Raw genomic sequence first — 16715 nt, forward strand, 5'->3', positions numbered from 1 at the left:
TTCATTTGGCAAAAGTCTTCTATTGGTTAAGCGCCTGATACCACTCGTTCACCTCTTTGGTAATATCATCTCCGCCGGAGGACTTCCATTTCTCCACGAAGCTGTCGAAAGAATCCGGCGATTCTTGCCCGTAAATAATTTTCAGGAAGGCTTCGCTTTCCATTTTGCGGAGCAGCTCGCCCTTTTGGGCCATGGTTGCTGTTGGAGGTCCGGTGTATTTATCGAAGACGGAGGCTTCGTCAATGTAAGTCTGCAGTACGGCGGCAGCCTCTGCCCATTTCTTCGGTCTGGCTGAGAAATACATTTCGTAAGGGGTCTCAGGTGTTTTTCCCTGGCCGAGCTTGGCCATGACCTCCAGCTCCTTTTTGGGAGTCTGAATGTCGTTGCCGTAGATGGTGTATTTCTTCACATCAATCCATCCGCCCGGGATTTTGTCCTGGTCATAGACCGGTTTGCCGTCCACGATGACATAGTCGTAGCCCTCAGCCCAGCCGTTGGCCAGCTCAGAGGAAGGATCGTAGAAGCCGGGTCCCATGATGGCGTCCAGATAGTTGAAGAAGGCCTCCATATATTTGAAATCCTTGTTGAAATAGAAGCGGACGGAGGATTGCGGTTCACTGCCAAAGCCCATTTTGCCGTCAATGCCTGCAGGAATGGGAACCGGAACATAATCAAAGGTCATATCCGCACTGAACGGATAGGAAGCCATCCAGGTCGGGCCGAAGACCATGCCGGATTTGCCCTGGACAAAGCTCTCCGCCGCCTTGGCTTCATCCATAATCCCGGCGTCTTTATCCAGATAGCCTTTATTCATCCATTCGCTAAGCTTGATTAGGCCCTCCTTGACTGTAGGCTGAACAGATCCGTACTGAAGCTTGCCGTCCGCACCCTCTGTCCAATACGTAGGGATAGCGGCTTGTCCGAACAGGAAATCGCTGGATACCATGAAGGTGTCCTTCACGGCGGTAACGCCTTTTTTGAGCGACAGGGATAATCCGAGGGTGTCCTTGATGCCATTGCCGTCAGGGTCGCGGTTGACGAACGCATCCATTACTTCTTCCATATCCGCGATGGTCTTGGGTGCTTGCAGGCCTAAGGTATCCAGCCAATCCTGGCGAATCCAGAGCACGCTGAAAGAGCTGTTGGCATTGAAGGTGGGCAGGCCGTAATGCTTGCCGTCATAAGTAACCGTATTCCATATTTCAGGGTACTGGGCATACAGATCCTTAAGCCGCTGCGAAGCGTACTTGTCAAAGGCCTCGTCGATATCCATCACTTTGCCGGAATCAACGACCTGATTCTCAAGCGTCGGATCGTTCAGGGTGAAGACATCCGGCAGCTTCTCATTTGAATTGAGCAGAAGACGGAGCTTGGTGGTGTAGGCATCACCTGTTCCCACGGTCCAATCCACCTTGAAGTCAATGCCGAATTTCTCCTTAGCCCATTTGGTGTGGACATTGTTCTCAATGGTTTCCCCGTTCTTGAATTTGTTGTCGGAGCCGACCACACGGCCTAAGGTAATCGTAGCCTCTTGTTGCCCGGTATTTCCCTGATCCCCCTGTGCAGCCTGACCCGGATCAGAGACCGCACTGCAGCCGGCAACAGCTGTCAGCATGACTCCGGCCACAAGGGCGATAGACGCCTGCTTCGCAAACCTTCTCTTCATGTATTGACCTCCCTGTATGTGATGCTGTTTAGTATATCGCTCAGGGGACCGAGGCATAAATAACAATATTGCGAGATTCATGCAAATATATTGGCCGTTCGAATTTACTTTCATTTTATTATATGTATTGATTAATTTATTATATTTCATATTATCAATGAAGCATTTAATATAGTTTGTGTATTTTACTATTTTTATATGGCGGTGATTGGATTGTTGTATGCAGGAGCGAATTACCATCCGCATGACTGGCCCCGGGAGAGATGGGCACAAGATATTGAATGGATGCGGGCAGCATCCTTTAACGTTGTCCGGCTGGGGCATTTGTGCTGGGACAGCTTTGAGCCCTCTGAAGGAAACTTTACGTTTGAATGGTTCGATGAAGTCATGGATCTGTTTCACGAGGCGGGTATACAGGTCGTGCTGGATATCGCAACCCGCCCGGCTCCGACATGGCTCCACAAGAAGTATCCGGCGATTGACCGGACCGATACGAACGGCATCCGCATGGAAGCGCAAACACGCTATATGGAGGATATCGGCCATCCGGCTTTTCAGGAATATGCGTATAAGTTCGCCGAGGTACTGGTATGCAAGTACCGGGACCATCCGGCCCTGTATGCCTTCGGGCTGTGCAACGAGCTGGGCTCAGGAGCGCCTTCTTATTCCAGAGAAGCCAGGGACCGCTTTGAAGCTTGGCTGAAAGGCAAGTATGAGACGGTAGAACAGCTGAACCAGGCGTGGACTACCCAGCGCTGGTCCCGTAAATTGAGCAGCTTCCACGATGTCGTGCTTCCGGTCTCCGGCCAGATTCAAGGTGCGCCGGAACGGGTGCTGGATATGTGGCGTTTTTATTCCGATGAAGTTCTGGCCTATATGCAGGGTCTGAGCCGGATTGTCAGGCAGTTCGCGCCTGAAGCCAGAGAATCTACGAATCACTGGTCAGAGAATCCCGGCTACGGGTTCGATTATCTGAAGCAATATGAGGAGATCATTGATCTCCCCGGTATCGGGTTCTACCCCGGCACCAATCCTGAGGACAGACGGGCCTTGACCGCCGCCTGCTTCTTCATGGATCACCGCATTGGCGAGCTTGACCAGCCCATCTGGTGCCTTGAATTCCAGACTGGCGACTTCGGAGGCTACGCTTCCCCGCGCCTGGCCATGAGAATGTATGCTTATCTCTCGCTTGTTCACAGAGCCCAGGCTGTCTGTGCTTGGACCTGGCGTACGATGCTGGGCGGCGAGGAGCAATATGTATTCGGTCTGGTGGATCATGACGGGACGCCGGGCTGGAAGTATGAGGAGTTCAAACAAATCGCTGAGGAATTCAAGCTGCTGCAGGAACGCGGGCTTCCCAGACAGACCTCTCCGCAGATCGCCATCGCCTACTCGTACGAGAGCTTGAAGGTGATGGACGGCAACCGGAGCTTCTACAAAACCGATTATACCCGGCAAGTCCTGGAGGCCTATGAGGCTATTGAGCGGGCCAATCTGGACTGTAATATTGTGAATCTGCGCAATATGCAGAAGGATTACAAGCTCCTGATCGTGCCGGGACATGCCGTCATGGATACAGCCTCTGCGGCAGCCATTCGCACCTTCGTTGAGGCAGGTGGCACCGCTGTGATGACGGCGTATTCTGCGAAGGTCAATGAGCATAACCGCGTGTTCGACACCCCGATGCCCGGCGGGCTAAGCGATGTCTTCGGCATCCGCAGCGGAGCCTTTATGAGAACCAGAAGCCATACGCCTTCGGAGAATGCCGGAGGTCTTGAGAAGACAGAGCTTCACCTGGAACGGGAAAAACCCGCTATTCTGCTCGGGGAGCAGGAATATCAGCCTGCTATTGACTATTACGAAATACTGGAAGCCCGCACGGCCGAGACTGTGGCTTCGTTCACGAATACACTCGAGAAGTCGCCCGCAGTCACGCGGAACCGTTATGGCAAGGGAGAGGCGATCTATGTCGCGATACCGGCGGATGCTGATTTTCTTGGTCCACTGCTGGATATGCTGTACCCGGCACTCGGTATTGAGAAAGGGCCGGTTACCCCTTCTGGCGTTGTCGCACGCCGCCTGGAAGACGGCTCTTTACTCTGTGTGAACACCACCGGTATAGAGCAGACCATACAGCTGGAGAGGGAGGCATCCGGGCTGCTGTCCGGCAGCCGCTTCGCGGATTCGCTGACTTTGGGCGCTTATGAGGTAGAGCTGGTAACGTACTAGATAAGAAGCACTAAATAAATAAACAAAAAGCAAAAGGAGCGGAGGGGAAATTTGGAACTGTAGGAGCGGTAGCGTCCGCCTGAAAGCTTTCCGTAGGAAAGCTCGCATCGGAAGCATCAGCAGTCAACGGATTTCACCCGCGAACAGCGGTTCAAAATCAAGAAATCTGGTGACAACAGCGGCCGGAAGTCCAAATGTTTACCGCAGTGACGACGAAGCTTCAAGTTCAAATCTTAAGTGCGTCTTATACAGACTACTATCAAAGGGGAGCATAAGGATGAATGATAATATCAGAAACGCAGCGCAAGTAGTACCCTCAGCACGGCAGCTGGCCTGGCAGGAGCTGGAATTCTATTCATTTATACATTTTGGAATCAATACTTTCACTGATAAGGAATGGGGACTTGGGGACGAAGCACCGGCGATCTTCAATCCCGAAGAATTTGATGCGAAGCAGTGGGTGGAGGTGTGCAAGTCGGCGGGGATGAGAGGCTTGATCCTGACCTGCAAGCATCATGACGGCTTCTGTCTCTGGCCCAGCAGCCATACCGGGCATTCCGTGAAGCACAGTCCATGGCGTGATGGCCAAGGCGATATGGTACAAGAGGTAGCGGATGCCTGCCGTGAGGGCGGACTGAAGTTCGGGGTGTATTTGTCTCCATGGGACCGCCATGACGGACGGTACGGGACTTCGGAGTATAACGAATATCTCAAGGATCAATTACGTGAGCTGTTAACCGGGTACGGGGACATCTTCTGCGTCTGGTTCGACGGTGCATGCGGTGAAGGCCCGAATGGCTTGAAGCAGGTGTATGACTGGGACGGATATTATGAGGTGATCCGGGAGCTGCAGCCGAGTGCGGTAATCTCCGTATGCGGTCCGGACGTCCGCTGGTGCGGCAATGAGGCCGGCCATACCAGGGAATCCGAGTGGAGTGTCGTTCCGGCAGAGCTGCAGGATTGCGAGAAAATCCAGGAAGAGTCACAGCATGTGGACGACGGTGAATTCGCGAGACGGAGCAACTCCCGCGATGAGAACCTGGGCAGCCGGGAAGCCATCGCCGGGAAGGAGCTCGTCTGGTATCCGGCGGAAGTGAATACCTCGATCCGGCCCGGCTGGTTCTACCACGCTGCTGAGGACGACCAGGTCCGCAGCCTCGAAGAGCTGCTGGACATCTATGATAAGTCGGTTGGCGGGAACTCGACATTCCTCCTCAATCTTCCGCCCGACAAGCGTGGTCTCATTCATGAGAATGACGCCCGGCGGATGGCCGAGCTGGGAAGCGTGATCAGATCCACCTTCGAGCATAATCTGGCTGTGGGAGCCCGGGCCACCGCAACGGAGACAATGTCGGAGAACAATGCTGCCAGCCGAGTATTAGACGGGAATAAAGATACGTTCTGGTGCCCCCAGGAAGGTACGGAGCAGGCTTCCATTGAGATTGATCTGAAGGTGGAGCAGTCCTTCGATACGATCGTGCTCAAGGAGCATATCCAGTCAGGCCAGCGTATCGAACAGCTTCATCTGGAATATCTGGATGGAGATTCCTGGAGACAATTTAGTGAATGCACAGTTGTCGGACATAAGCGTATTCTCAAATTCCAGGAGGTTACGGCAAGGCATATCCGCCTGACCATAGATAAATCACGGTGGTGCCCGACCCTGTCTGCGTTTGAAGTGTACCTTAGCAAGGTGGAGTAAGCCGAAACAGCAGGGGGTGTCCCGTAAGCCATGTAATGGCTGCGAGGGACACCCCTTAATTTGGAGTAGGATGTATGTTTACACTTGGGTCTTGGGTGGAACTTTTGAAAGCGTACCATGGGTGATAACTTGGCGGTACCAAGGAAACTCCGGTTTTATGTGCAATCATTCCATCCTTTACATGCATCAATCCACTCTGAATAACTAGAGTATTGTTCTAATTGTTTTATTGTAAGTTCAATCGCACTATTGCTACTTCCGCAAGCTGGATAGATTGTCTCAAAACGCTTAAGAGAGATGTCTAGATAAACAGAGACATCATTTTTAATAGCAAAAGGACAAACACCTCCAATTGCATGACCAACCCTATCAATGGCTTCATCTGGAGAAAGCATTTTTGCTTTTGTTTTGAAATACTCTTTGAATTTTTTGTTATCCACTTTTGCATCCCCGGCGGCAACGACTAAAGCAGCTTGTCCATTTACCATAAAAGAAAGTGTTTTTGCGATTCTCTCCGGCTCACAACCTAATGCAGATGCAGCCAAATCCACGGTTGCACTAGATACTTCAAATTCTTTAATCTGAGAATCCATACCATATTGTTTGAAAAAATCTTTTACTTTTTCAATTGCCATAATCATCACACCTCATTTTTAAATATTTTCTAGAAGATCATAGATGAAACTTGCCTATGTTCTTGGGTAAAAAATCATGTTGTAAATGACACATGGTTCTTGATAGGGATTATTGTAGGAATGAGAAACATTAGCACGAAAGCGGAGTGCCTGCTTTTCTTCTAGAACAATTTTTTTGTTGTTGACTACCATTTCTAACATGCCTTGCTCCACAAAAACATATTCTTCCACACCATCAAGGTGCTTTTTAGATGGATGCTGGCATCCGGGATCAAATTCGATATAGAAGATTTCAACGTTACGGGTAGGGTCAAAAGGAAAAACAGGAAAGGCTCTCATTTTTCCATCCTCTTCGATGATAGCGTTTTTGGACCGAGTATCAACCACAGTACACTCCTCTTCTAGCTCTTCCAATAATAAAGATAAAGGGACTTTTAAGCCCACTGCGATTTTCCAAAGAGTTGTAATAGTTGGTGAAGACTGTCCTCTTTCAATTTGTCCAAGCATGGGCTTACTTACATCAGTAAGTTTAGAAACATCTTCAAGTGTAAGATTTCTAGTTGCTCGTATTTCTTTTAACCGTTCTCCAATAGTTAATGCTGGCGATTGCACTGCATCACTCCTGACGTATGTCATAACATTTTATAATATATTATAACATACAAACTACGGATGCAAGACCAATAAATGAAGTGCAAGAAACGTAAGCTTCCTTCTATAAACAAGAAACAAGCCTCCAAAAACCAAAAACAGCAGAGCAGCGATTCTCCTGTTATTGGAGAATCGCTGCTCTGCTTGATTTTTATGGTGTTGATAGCATAGCTTAGTTCATTAATTGCGCTTGTGACAGCAAGCGGAGGATGACGGTTGCCGCCTCCGCACGGGTTGCGGATTGTCCCGGCTGGAATTGCCCGGCCGGTGTCCCGGTGATCAGGCCTGCCTGAACCGCCTTGGCCACATCCTGCTGCGCCCAGCCCGCAATCTTGTCTGCATCCTTGAAGGCTGCAGGCTGAAGCTCTGAAGCTGGGAGCGGCGAGCCGGCAAGGGCCATTGCCTTAACCAGAATAATGGTCATCTCCTGGCGGGTAATGATGTCGTTCGGCCGGAAATTATTGTCCGTTCCGCCCTGCACCAGACCCAGCTCAGCGGCTGTTCCGACACTTCCGGCGTACCAGGCGCCGGAGGCGATATCTTTGAACGAAACATCTGCCGGTCCGGAGGAGGAGTAGCCCAGCGCACGAACCATCATCGCTGCGAATTCTGCGCGGGTTGTGGTAGCGTTCGGTGCGAATTTGCTGTCCGTTATGCCGGTCAGGATGTACTTCGAGGCCAGCTTTTCGACGGATGCCTGTGCCCAGTGCCCCTTGATATCCTCAAATGTCTTGTTGCTTGAAATCACTGCAAACGTGCCGTTGCTCGGACTATAGAACGTTACACCAGTGCCGTTGAAGACCGCCGGGACGAAGGTGAAGCTTCCGTCCTTCTCGATCCGGACCACGGTTGTATTCCGGCTGTCCGCCGGATTGTCAAGCTGCAGAGTGCCCCGGGAATAGCTTCCCTTGAACCCCGGAATCTCCACTGTACGCCCATTGGCTTCAGCTGTTACCGTGTATTCAATAGCAGGTCTGATTAATTTGCCCTGGGCTGCCAGGACAGCCTGAAGGATCTCTTGCTGCCGCTGTTCCGGCAGGACCGTCATACTGACCTTAAGCTTCCAGTCCCCGGTTCCCAATTGCTGTCCCCAAGCTGCGGTATCAACCGCTTTGACAGGGAAGTGGAAGGTACCGAGCGTAGACGAGACGGTGATCTGGTCTGCCGCTTTTACTTTCTGCGCATCCAGTGTGGCTGTAGCAGTAGTTCCTGTAACCTCTGCTTCGACGGTCAAATGGCCGCTGCCGCTTGGTGCTTCCGGCTGAACAGGGGTGACCGAACCAACGGTAGTGCCACCGCCGTTGCCACTCCCGGCGTTATTGCCGCCGTTATTGCCGCCGCCAGGATCACCGCCGCCGTTGTTACCGCCGCCAGGTTCGCCACCGCCGTTGTTACCGCCGCCAGGATCACCGCCGCCGTTATTGCCGCCGCCAGGATCACCGCCGCCGTTGTTGCCGCCGCCAGGTTCGCCGCCGCCGTTGTTGCCGCCGCCAGGATCACCGCCGCCGGGTTCACCGCTGCCAGGTTCGCCACCGTCGTCAGTCGCAAGCGTATGCCGCGCATAAATATCGAACCGGTCGAACGCAGGCGCGTATTGGCGCGGGACTGCCGTATAAGGAGTAAAGCCTTGCGCCCCGGTTCCTCCATAAGGGTTGGAGCCGCCGTCATACGTATTATTATTGGAGAAACGGATGCTGTTGGTGCCAGCTTTCAGTTCAACATCAAAGGTCTGTGTGGCGAACTGCTGCCATGAAATGGTGTTCTTGAAGTAGACTGTCTGCGGCTCGCCGCCGTTGACGCTGATCTGTGCATACCTTTCCACAACGTCATTATTATAAGCATGTGTCCCCGCACTCTCACCGTTCGCGTAGGTAACGACCAGCTTATAAGTGCCTGCTTTGGACACCGTGATGTCAGTAAGCTCCAGATACCGCTCTGCTCCATCGAAGGAGGTAATGCCGTTCACATATTTGCCGCCGGAAGCGTATTTGGCAAAGGCATCCTCGCGGATGAGCGGCAGCTCGGAGCCGGCCGGAGTACCTACGACCGTTGCCGCCTCTGCCTCAACGGAATATACAGAAGTCTGGCTGACGAAGGCTGCGTTAATATAATCCAGGCTAAGCGCAGCGCTGGACCGCACATCGATCAGGTTAATGCCTGTGCGTAAGAAGGTTGGTACTGTAGCGGTCTGCCATTGTCCGCCGGTATCGGTAACAGGCAGATCTACGAGCGGCTTGCGGTCATGTTGAACTTGCAATTTGCCTGCGCCCGATGCCGCATAGCGGATCTGCAGATCATACATGCCGTCTTGCAGCACACTTACCACAAAGCGCGTATTGGCATTCTGGCTGCTGCCGTAACCGCTCACATATCCGGCACCCTCGAAGCCTTCGAGGCTGCTCTCTCTGGATAATCCCAGCGCAGAATCATAGTCGGCGAATTCCGCTTGAACACGGTAGCTCGGCTCTGCGCCCAACACACCGCTATAAGTTAATTCCATCGCGTCAAGGGTGGATTCGCCCTGGCCTGCTTCTCCCGTATCCGGGTTATACTTGCTGATGCCGATGGAATGAGTCCCTTGTGTCAGATCGGCAAAGATCGTATTGCCTCCCAGCAGCTGCATGTTGTAATCCGCACGCAGAACCACCTTCGTTGCGGGCTGATCATCAATCTTGATGAACCATTCGGAATTGATGCGCTGATTCGCATCTCCGGTATTGGATTGATTGCGCAGGGTGGAGGTTGCGCCGCTGCCGCCAATCAGATCCAGACGGTAGCTCCCGTCTGCCGGAACCGTAACATCCGTCCATTTCACCAGGCTGTCTGCAGCCTTGATGCCTTGGACATACTGGCCGTTCGAGGCAGAGCGTCCGGTACTCTTGCGCGGATAGTGGTCCGTAAGGGTCACATTGGTCCGCACCTGCGCATTCTCAGCCTCGAAGCGCTGATAGAAAGTCTCCTTAGGGGCATGATCTACAGCCGGAGTAATGACTGCATAATACGCCGAGGTGTAATCGTTCAGATTGACATCCAGAGTGACCGATCCGTTCTTGACGGGATAATCGCGGTCAAGAATCTGGGTAGGCTCTACTAGAAATCCGGTCAAGCCTGTATATCCAGCGTGCCATACGGTGATATGCACGGCTTCTGCTTCTGTGAGGAAGGAGGGGCTGCTCCCATTGCCGGTCACGTTGTTGAACACGATCTGGCCGTCTCCTTGAGTGCCTCCGAACGCGATACTGACCTGCTTTTTGTTGTCCTGAATGGAGCTTAGCCCATACAAGCCGGGGCCGAAGGCGTCATTCTCATGTCTGGCGTTGATGACCTCTATCTTGGCCATATCGCCGCCCATCATGTCGGCATACCACTTGTAGAGCCACCATGCTCCGTTAGGCTCGTTCTGCCCGGCGAGCAGGGAACCGTAGGAGTTGGCCGTGTTCCAATACGGCAGCATACTGTTCATCTTGAGCTCATCATAACGTGCAATGTAATGAATCAGCGAGCCGCCTACGGCGATCTCTGAGGTTGCGGCATACTCATTGATATCCACCTTGATCGGGAACGGAACCGTCCGGTCCGGATACAGCTCTTTATAGCGCTGTACGGACCTCTCTTCCACCGTCCGGAAGGTGGCTACGTTCGAGGGAGCCTGGTTGAAGGCTTTGTCCCACAGCATATGCCAGCTGATAATGTCAGGCAGACAGTCATTCTCTACGCAGTAGGGAATGAAATCCTCGAATACCTTGGCTCCATATTGGGTCAGATTCACTCCGGAAATGACTGCACCGGGGTCAATCTCTTTGATCTTCTTCGTTACCGCCAGCCAGTCGCTGTTGAAAACGGCTCTTGAGTTCTTGCCTGTCTGGTTGTCTGACAGTAGCTGGGGATAACGGGTATTGTTCTGCTCAGGCTCATTGAACGGGATATAGATGAATCTGGCATCCGCATCCCGCCCCGGATTCGCGGCCTCCCATTGCTGCTTGTAGGCCTTTACAGCTGTTGTAATCGGAATGACGGCCTCCTGGATATATTCTTCAGCCGTTCTGGACGGATAGTACCAATGCTGATAATAATCCTGCATGACGATATTGACAGCTTCCCCGCCGGCCTCGAAGAAATAGTCCGACACCCGGAGCGCGTCGCCGGTCGGATGCTGGATGCCGTTCGGCGGCTTCTGGGAGATATGCGAGGGCTTGATCGGAATCAGTGTATTGATATCCGGCACATTCGGCTCGCTGATGGCATACAGTGCGCCGGAAGAGCCGTGGAATACAGGTCCGAGCGAGCGGTCTGCCAGATCGACCGAGATTTTGGCCGGCTTGGCTGAAGTGTTCTCTTCATGCTTCGTCGCCGCATAGAGTGCGCTTACCTGAGTGGCATTTAACTGGACATTGTAGATCCGCAGATCATCGAATTTCCCCTTGATATCTCCATCCGAGGTATAGAGCGATCTGCCGAAATCGTTGAATTTCAGCGCGTTCAGATAATCACGCGAGAAGAAATGCTCCAGAACGGAGGACATGGTCGCTCCTGATGAGCTTTTGCTCTGATCCAGACCTTTGGTGCCAACGGGAACACCGTCCAGGTATACCTCGTAGGCCCCGCTGCTGGTCATAGTGACGGTCACCTGCTGCCACTTGCCCTTGGCCGGGTTGCGGTTCCAGACGATATCGCCTTTGTAGCTGGCAATCTGGCTTGGGTTCGTGCCGGTATAGACCCGGTTGCTGAATGTGCCGTCTCCGGCGATGATAATGAACTCGGAGTCCTGCCAGCCGCTTACCCCGGCATTCGTCAGCCCCTTCTCGGCAATTGTGGAGGACAGCAGACGGTTATAGGCGTTAGCCGAAGAGTCGATGTTGGCCCAAAAGGAGATGGACAGTTCATCCTTGATCCTGCTGTAGAGCTGATCGGGCAGCTTCAGCCAGGCAGTACCGTTCCCGCCGCCGGGTAAAGAGAGGACGTCTCCGCGCTGGTCGTCATAGACAATGGCTGCTACTCCCTTAAGCTCAGCACGTTCAGCGGCCGCATCGGGGTAGACGCTGTTCACCACCGTGGTGCGGTCAAGCACCTGTCCTTGGCGGAAGCTCCACTGGAACAGCGGGGCCGCCTCAGCAGCGGTCTTCAACTGGAGCTGATCCGGCGCAGTCTCCTGAACAGGAGCAGCCTCCGGCAATGCAGCAGCGTCCGCCACCTTAGCAGCATCCGGCTCTGCCGGGGAAGCAGGCACTTCATCGGAGTCAGGTGCCGTAACCGGATCGGTCACTAACTCCGAATCAGTCACCCATACAGAATCTGCCACAGGAACCGGGTCTGCGGTCGGAGCTGTGGAAGCGCTTGCCAAACTGGAAGGCAGGAGGGTCAGAATTGCCAGTATAGATATCAGTGAACGCTTAAGATATAGCCTCAATAGATACTCACCTCTTTTGTTTTTTGGGGATACCTGTCCTAATAGAACGGTCTGCGAACTTGAAACAATTCTCTATTCACTAACACTTATCTCCGCTATCTCTGCATAGGCACCGCAACCTCCCTGTCATTGCTGCTTCGCTTCACCGAGAATGTTAAGTGAATGACCCTTACTATAAAATCAAGCTTTTTTACTGTTTTTGTTCCTTTCTTTACGTCTCTGGGTTCCTGCCTGGAGCGAACAGACAGGGAAGCTGAGGCGGGAGCCATAGAATCCTGCCAGCCCTTTCCCCGTAATCCCCCTACATGTAAAAAAGGGAACGAAAAGAGTAAAAAAAAGACATGCAGAGCAGGGTGGCGGGAAAGCAGCCGGGAGTCTATCATTAAAGGTATTCTACAAAGGTGTTCCACCAACTCTGCCGCCGGAGGTTATGACTTGAAAGCTCCCTTCACCTTGAAGCCCAGTCGCCGTTTTGTGAGCGTGAAGAACAAGATGCTGTTCTTTTTCCTGCTGGCCATTCTGATTCCGGTTGTGATTCTGTTCGTTACCTCCTATATCTCCTCCCAGCAGATGCTTGAACGTAAATATACGGACCTGCTGGCCGATGTGACGAGACAGTCGAATATCCGCATCGAGGAATTCCTGGAGGACACGAAGCAGATTTCGCTCATCGCCAGCTACGGGATTAACAGCTACATCTCAGCCGTCTCGCAGGAGAACTACCCGGTACAGAACTATCTGCACGACAGCTCTGTGACGAACGAACTTCAGGCCACGCAATTGCTGATGAATTACATCACTATGAAGGACCGCGCCATCTCTATCTATGTCTACAATCTGGTGAATGGCAGCGACCTCTATGTGGCCCCGAACAAGCCTGTCGACTATACGTATAACCCCCGTGAGGAGGACTGGTTCACCGAATTCCTGCGTTCTGACGATATTACGCGCGATCTGCCGACCCGGCTGGACCTGCAGACCAAGGCGGACAGCAATTGGACGATTTACAATCTGCGTAAAATCTTCGATATGGAGAACGGCAAGCTGATCGGCGTAATGGCGGTAAGTGTAGACATAGATTTCATCAACCGGCTGAACAAGCGGATGGAGGCAGGCAACCGCTCGGCCTTCACCGTTACCGATGACAGCGGCATGATTATATTCAACAACAATTATAACCTGATCGGCAAGCCGTTCAGGACACTATTTCCGGTCCGTGAGGAAGAACTTGCCGCAGGTTCAGGCAGGCAGATTGTCCGTGTATCCGGCAAGGACTATATTCTGATCCAGTCGCCATTTGAGGAACATAACTGGAAGACTTATATGTATATGCCCGTGGAAGAGCTCGCGGTGGAAGGCGATATCCTGAAGCGGAATCTGTGGACGATTGCTGTCGTGCTTATCCTGTTCGCCCTGGCCAGCTCGGTGTACATGTCGAATCTGATCACCCGGCCGATCAAGCAGCTGATCCGCAATATGACGCTGGTGGAGCAAGGGAAATTCGATAATCTCCCGGCGGTCCGCTCGAATGATGAGATCGGTGTCATGGCCAGCCGGTTCGAGCAGATGTCCGCTGAACTCAAGCAGCTGGTGGAGCGGATCTACGTGGAGCAGGAGCAGAAGGTCGAGGCTGAAATTCGCGCGTTGCAGGCCCAGATCAGTCCGCATTTCCTGTACAATACGCTGAATTCAGTCAAATGGATCGCCACCATGCAGCAGTCGGAGAAGATTGTTGAGATGACCGGAGCGCTGATCTCTATGCTCCGTTATACTGCCAAGACGGACAATCGGCTGGTGCCGATCCGTGAGGAGCTGGAGCACATCGGCCATTATATAGTCATTCAGAAGGTGCGATATTTCAACCGGATCGAGTTCCATTCGGAAGTGGAGGAGACGCTTGCGGAGCAGGAGATTCCGAAGCTGAGCATCCAGCCGCTGGTCGAGAATGCGATCTTCCACGGAATTGCCGACCAGGAGGACGGGCTGCTGTCTATCGAGGTCCGGCGGGCCGGAAATGCAGAACTCACCATTACGGTCAGAGACAACGGTGCGGGCATAAGCGCTGAGGCGGCAGCGAAGCTGCGCAGCAGACTGGGCGGTGCAGAGGACAGCGGCGGCATCGGCGTTACCAATGTGCATCAGCGGATACGCCGGTTATACGGCGAGCCGTACGGGGTATCGTTCGAGAGCAGTCCGGGGCAGGGTGCGGTATTCGTGATCACAATTCCCATTCGGGACAGGAAGGGGGCCTATTGAGTATGCTGGGTGTGCTTATCGTGGATGACGAGCTGCTGATGCGTATCGGCCTGAAATCGATTATTCAATGGGAAGATGAGGGATTTACGATTCTGGGGGAGGCCGCAAACGGGCGCGAAGCGCTGGAACTGGCCGGGACGCACCGGCCGGATCTGATTATTACGGATATCAAAATGCCGGTGATGGACGGTCTGGAGCTGATCCGGGAGGCCCGGCGGCTGGACATCGGCGGGCAATTCGTCATCCTTAGCTGTCTGGAGGAATTCCAGTATGCGCAGGAGGCGCTCAGGCTCGGAGCGGCGGACTATCTGATCAAGAGCGATATGAAGCCGCAAGAGCTGGTGCATGTGCTGGAGACGGTTAAGAAGCGGGCGGTCCGCCTCTCCGCAGGCAGTTCCTCCGGAATGCCGCCCGGCTCCTACAAGGAGAGCATCGAGCATTTGAAGGAGACACTGTTCAAGGAAGTGCTGAGCGGCTTCAAGGGAGCCGAAGAGGTGCTCGCCCGGCGTGAAGCGCTGCATATCCGCCTGCCGGACGGGCCGATGGTGCTGATGAAGCTGCGGATCAACCGGTTCGACCAGCTGCGGCGCAAGTACGTGGAGCAGGATGAGAAGCTGCTGCGCTATTCGGTGGCGAATATTCTGGAAGAGATCCTGCCCCGCAAGCGGGCGAAGGAGATCATTGTCATGAATTCTGCGGAATATGTGCTGCTGCTCGATCTCGGGGAGGAAGGGCGGATTGTCCGCGCGGAGATCGAGCGTGCCGCCGCCAAGATCCAGGCGGCGATGAAGGATTTCCTGAAGCTGACGCTGTCGATCGGCGTCAGCGCTCCGGCTTCCGGCTTTGGCGGCCTGAAGCGGGCCTATCAGGAGGCGGACATGGCGCTTGACGAGCTGTTCTTCGCCAGCGGGAGCGGCCTGTCCTTCTATGATAAGGCCAGGAGCCGTCAGAGAAGCGGGGAGCGGCTGTTCATCGACAAGCCTTGCATGCGGAAGTTCAGGCAGGATACCGAGAGCGGAAGCGAAGGGGCGCTTGCCTTCCTGAACAGCCTGAAGGATACTATGCTGCTGGAGGGCTGCACGAAGCAGGCGGCGCGTTCGACCTACATCCGGATGCTTGGCGCGATTCTGTCCTGCTTCCCGGCGCTTCCCGAGCCGAATGAAGCCGGGCTTACGGTGTACGAGAGCATTCTCCATGAAGAAAGTCTGGAGGGGCTGCACCAGACCGTCGCCGGTTATCTGGAGCAGTGCAGAGCGCAGATGTCGGAAGGCGAATCCTCCCGGAGCTATGCAGAGCAAGCGAGTGAACTCATCATGCAGCTGTATGCGGAGGATATCTCCCTGCAATCCGTAGCGGACCGGATCAACGTGAACGCCTCCTATCTCAGCAGGGTATTCAAGCAGGAGACCGGCGAGAACTTCGTCAGCTTCCTGACCCGGCTGCGCATGGAGAAGGCCAAGAGCCTGCTCAGGGACAGGAACATCAAGGTCTATGAGGTTGCTGAGCGTGTGGGTTATCCGAACACCGCGTATTTCAGCAAGCTGTTCAAGAAGCTGAACAGTATGAGTCCGGAGGAATACCGGGGCTAGAAAAGCAACAGATTAACGGACCTGAGAGACCCTATTCCCAGCAAAACGCCACCTTTTGCGGATTAACGGACTCAGTAGCCCTTATCGTCTCTCTACGAGAGGTTTAGGAGTAGAGATTCCAAGAATAAGCACCATGAGGTCCGTTACTTGCCCAAGTGGTGACGTTAAACCAGAATAAGTGCCTCAGTCCGTTACGCCGGGCTATACGCCTTTAATGGACAACTCCCGTCTTCATCTGGGAAGGGCACCTGAAGGGGGGGCTCCACTCCTGCAGTCATTCAGGCAGGATAGTGCCCCATCCAACAGTATAAATCGCTTTGGTAAATCGTTTACTGTGGGTTTGCAGCGCCCCGATTACCATACCTGCTCATGAGCGCTAGGCTTAATTGTATTTTGTACAGCTAAAATGTCTGTTTTACTCCTTCTTCTCACCTTAGTTGTATTTCGTACAATTAAAATCTCTACTTTCCCTGGTTTCCGCCCTTTGGGGCAGATTTAGTTGTACAGATTACAGCTAGAAGAGGTAAGCCTTCTTTTTCGCTGTTTTTAAGTGTACATTATGCAACTATCACTGAATGTC

General features: G+C 53.2%; 8 protein-coding genes. 4 read left to right on the forward strand and 4 right to left on the reverse strand.

Going from position 1 to position 16715, the window contains the following annotated elements; genetic code table 11:
* Positions 1 to 19: 19 nt before the first annotated feature.
* Positions 20 to 1666, reverse strand: a complete 1647-nt coding sequence (locus MKY86_RS10670; RefSeq protein ID WP_076073688.1) for an extracellular solute-binding protein — start codon at positions 1664 to 1666, stop codon at positions 20 to 22.
* A gap of 213 nt (positions 1667 to 1879) precedes the next feature.
* Between MKY86_RS10670 and MKY86_RS10675 the strand changes: the two genes are divergently transcribed.
* Together MKY86_RS10675 and MKY86_RS10680 are read left to right on the forward strand one after the other, a co-directional pair.
* Positions 1880 to 3895, forward strand: a complete 2016-nt coding sequence (locus MKY86_RS10675; RefSeq protein WP_340826859.1) for a beta-galactosidase — start codon at positions 1880 to 1882, stop codon at positions 3893 to 3895.
* A 277-nt stretch (positions 3896 to 4172) separates the two neighbouring features.
* Complete coding sequence (locus MKY86_RS10680; RefSeq protein ID WP_076073690.1) at positions 4173 to 5597, forward strand: alpha-L-fucosidase; 1425 nt, start codon at positions 4173 to 4175, stop codon at positions 5595 to 5597.
* A gap of 155 nt (positions 5598 to 5752) precedes the next feature.
* Here MKY86_RS10680 and MKY86_RS10685 read toward each other — a convergent pair whose 3' ends face one another.
* The 3 genes from MKY86_RS10685 to MKY86_RS10695 form a co-directional block, all read right to left on the reverse strand.
* Complete coding sequence (locus MKY86_RS10685) at positions 5753 to 6232, reverse strand: YbaK/EbsC family protein (RefSeq protein ID WP_076073693.1); 480 nt, start codon at positions 6230 to 6232, stop codon at positions 5753 to 5755.
* 54 nt (positions 6233 to 6286) lie between these two features.
* Positions 6287 to 6844 (reverse strand): helix-turn-helix domain-containing protein, encoded by a 558-nt coding sequence (locus MKY86_RS10690; RefSeq protein WP_076073696.1) that lies wholly within the window; start codon positions 6842 to 6844, stop codon positions 6287 to 6289.
* Positions 6845 to 7055: 211 nt separating this feature from the next.
* Positions 7056 to 12290, reverse strand: coding sequence for an S-layer homology domain-containing protein (locus tag MKY86_RS10695; RefSeq protein WP_076073698.1), 5235 nt, complete (start codon positions 12288 to 12290; stop codon positions 7056 to 7058).
* A 435-nt stretch (positions 12291 to 12725) separates the two neighbouring features.
* Here MKY86_RS10695 and MKY86_RS10700 point away from each other — a divergent pair, with 435 nt between their 5' ends.
* Positions 12726 to 14546 (forward strand): sensor histidine kinase, encoded by a 1821-nt coding sequence (locus MKY86_RS10700; protein ID WP_340826861.1) that lies wholly within the window; start codon positions 12726 to 12728, stop codon positions 14544 to 14546.
* Positions 14547 to 14548: 2 nt separating this feature from the next.
* On the forward strand, positions 14549 to 16135 hold the full coding sequence (locus MKY86_RS10705; protein ID WP_076073701.1) for a response regulator: 1587 nt from the start codon (positions 14549 to 14551) through the stop codon (positions 16133 to 16135).
* Positions 16136 to 16715: the final 580 nt, after the last annotated feature.

Origin of the sequence: Paenibacillus sp. FSL R7-0333, from assembly GCF_038000365.1 — a bacterium.
Lineage (GTDB): Bacteria > Bacillota > Bacilli > Paenibacillales > Paenibacillaceae > Paenibacillus_AQ > Paenibacillus_AQ silagei.

Coding starts and splice junctions, on each gene's coding strand:
- MKY86_RS10685 (WP_076073693.1), bottom strand. CDS start 6,232: ATGGCAATTGAAAAAGTAAAAGATTTTTTCAAACAATATGGTATGGAT.
- MKY86_RS10705 (WP_076073701.1), top strand. CDS start 14,549: ATGCTGGGTGTGCTTATCGTGGATGACGAGCTGCTGATGCGTATCGGC.
- MKY86_RS10680 (WP_076073690.1), top strand. CDS start 4,173: ATGAATGATAATATCAGAAACGCAGCGCAAGTAGTACCCTCAGCACGG.
- MKY86_RS10670 (WP_076073688.1), bottom strand. CDS start 1,666: ATGAAGAGAAGGTTTGCGAAGCAGGCGTCTATCGCCCTTGTGGCCGGA.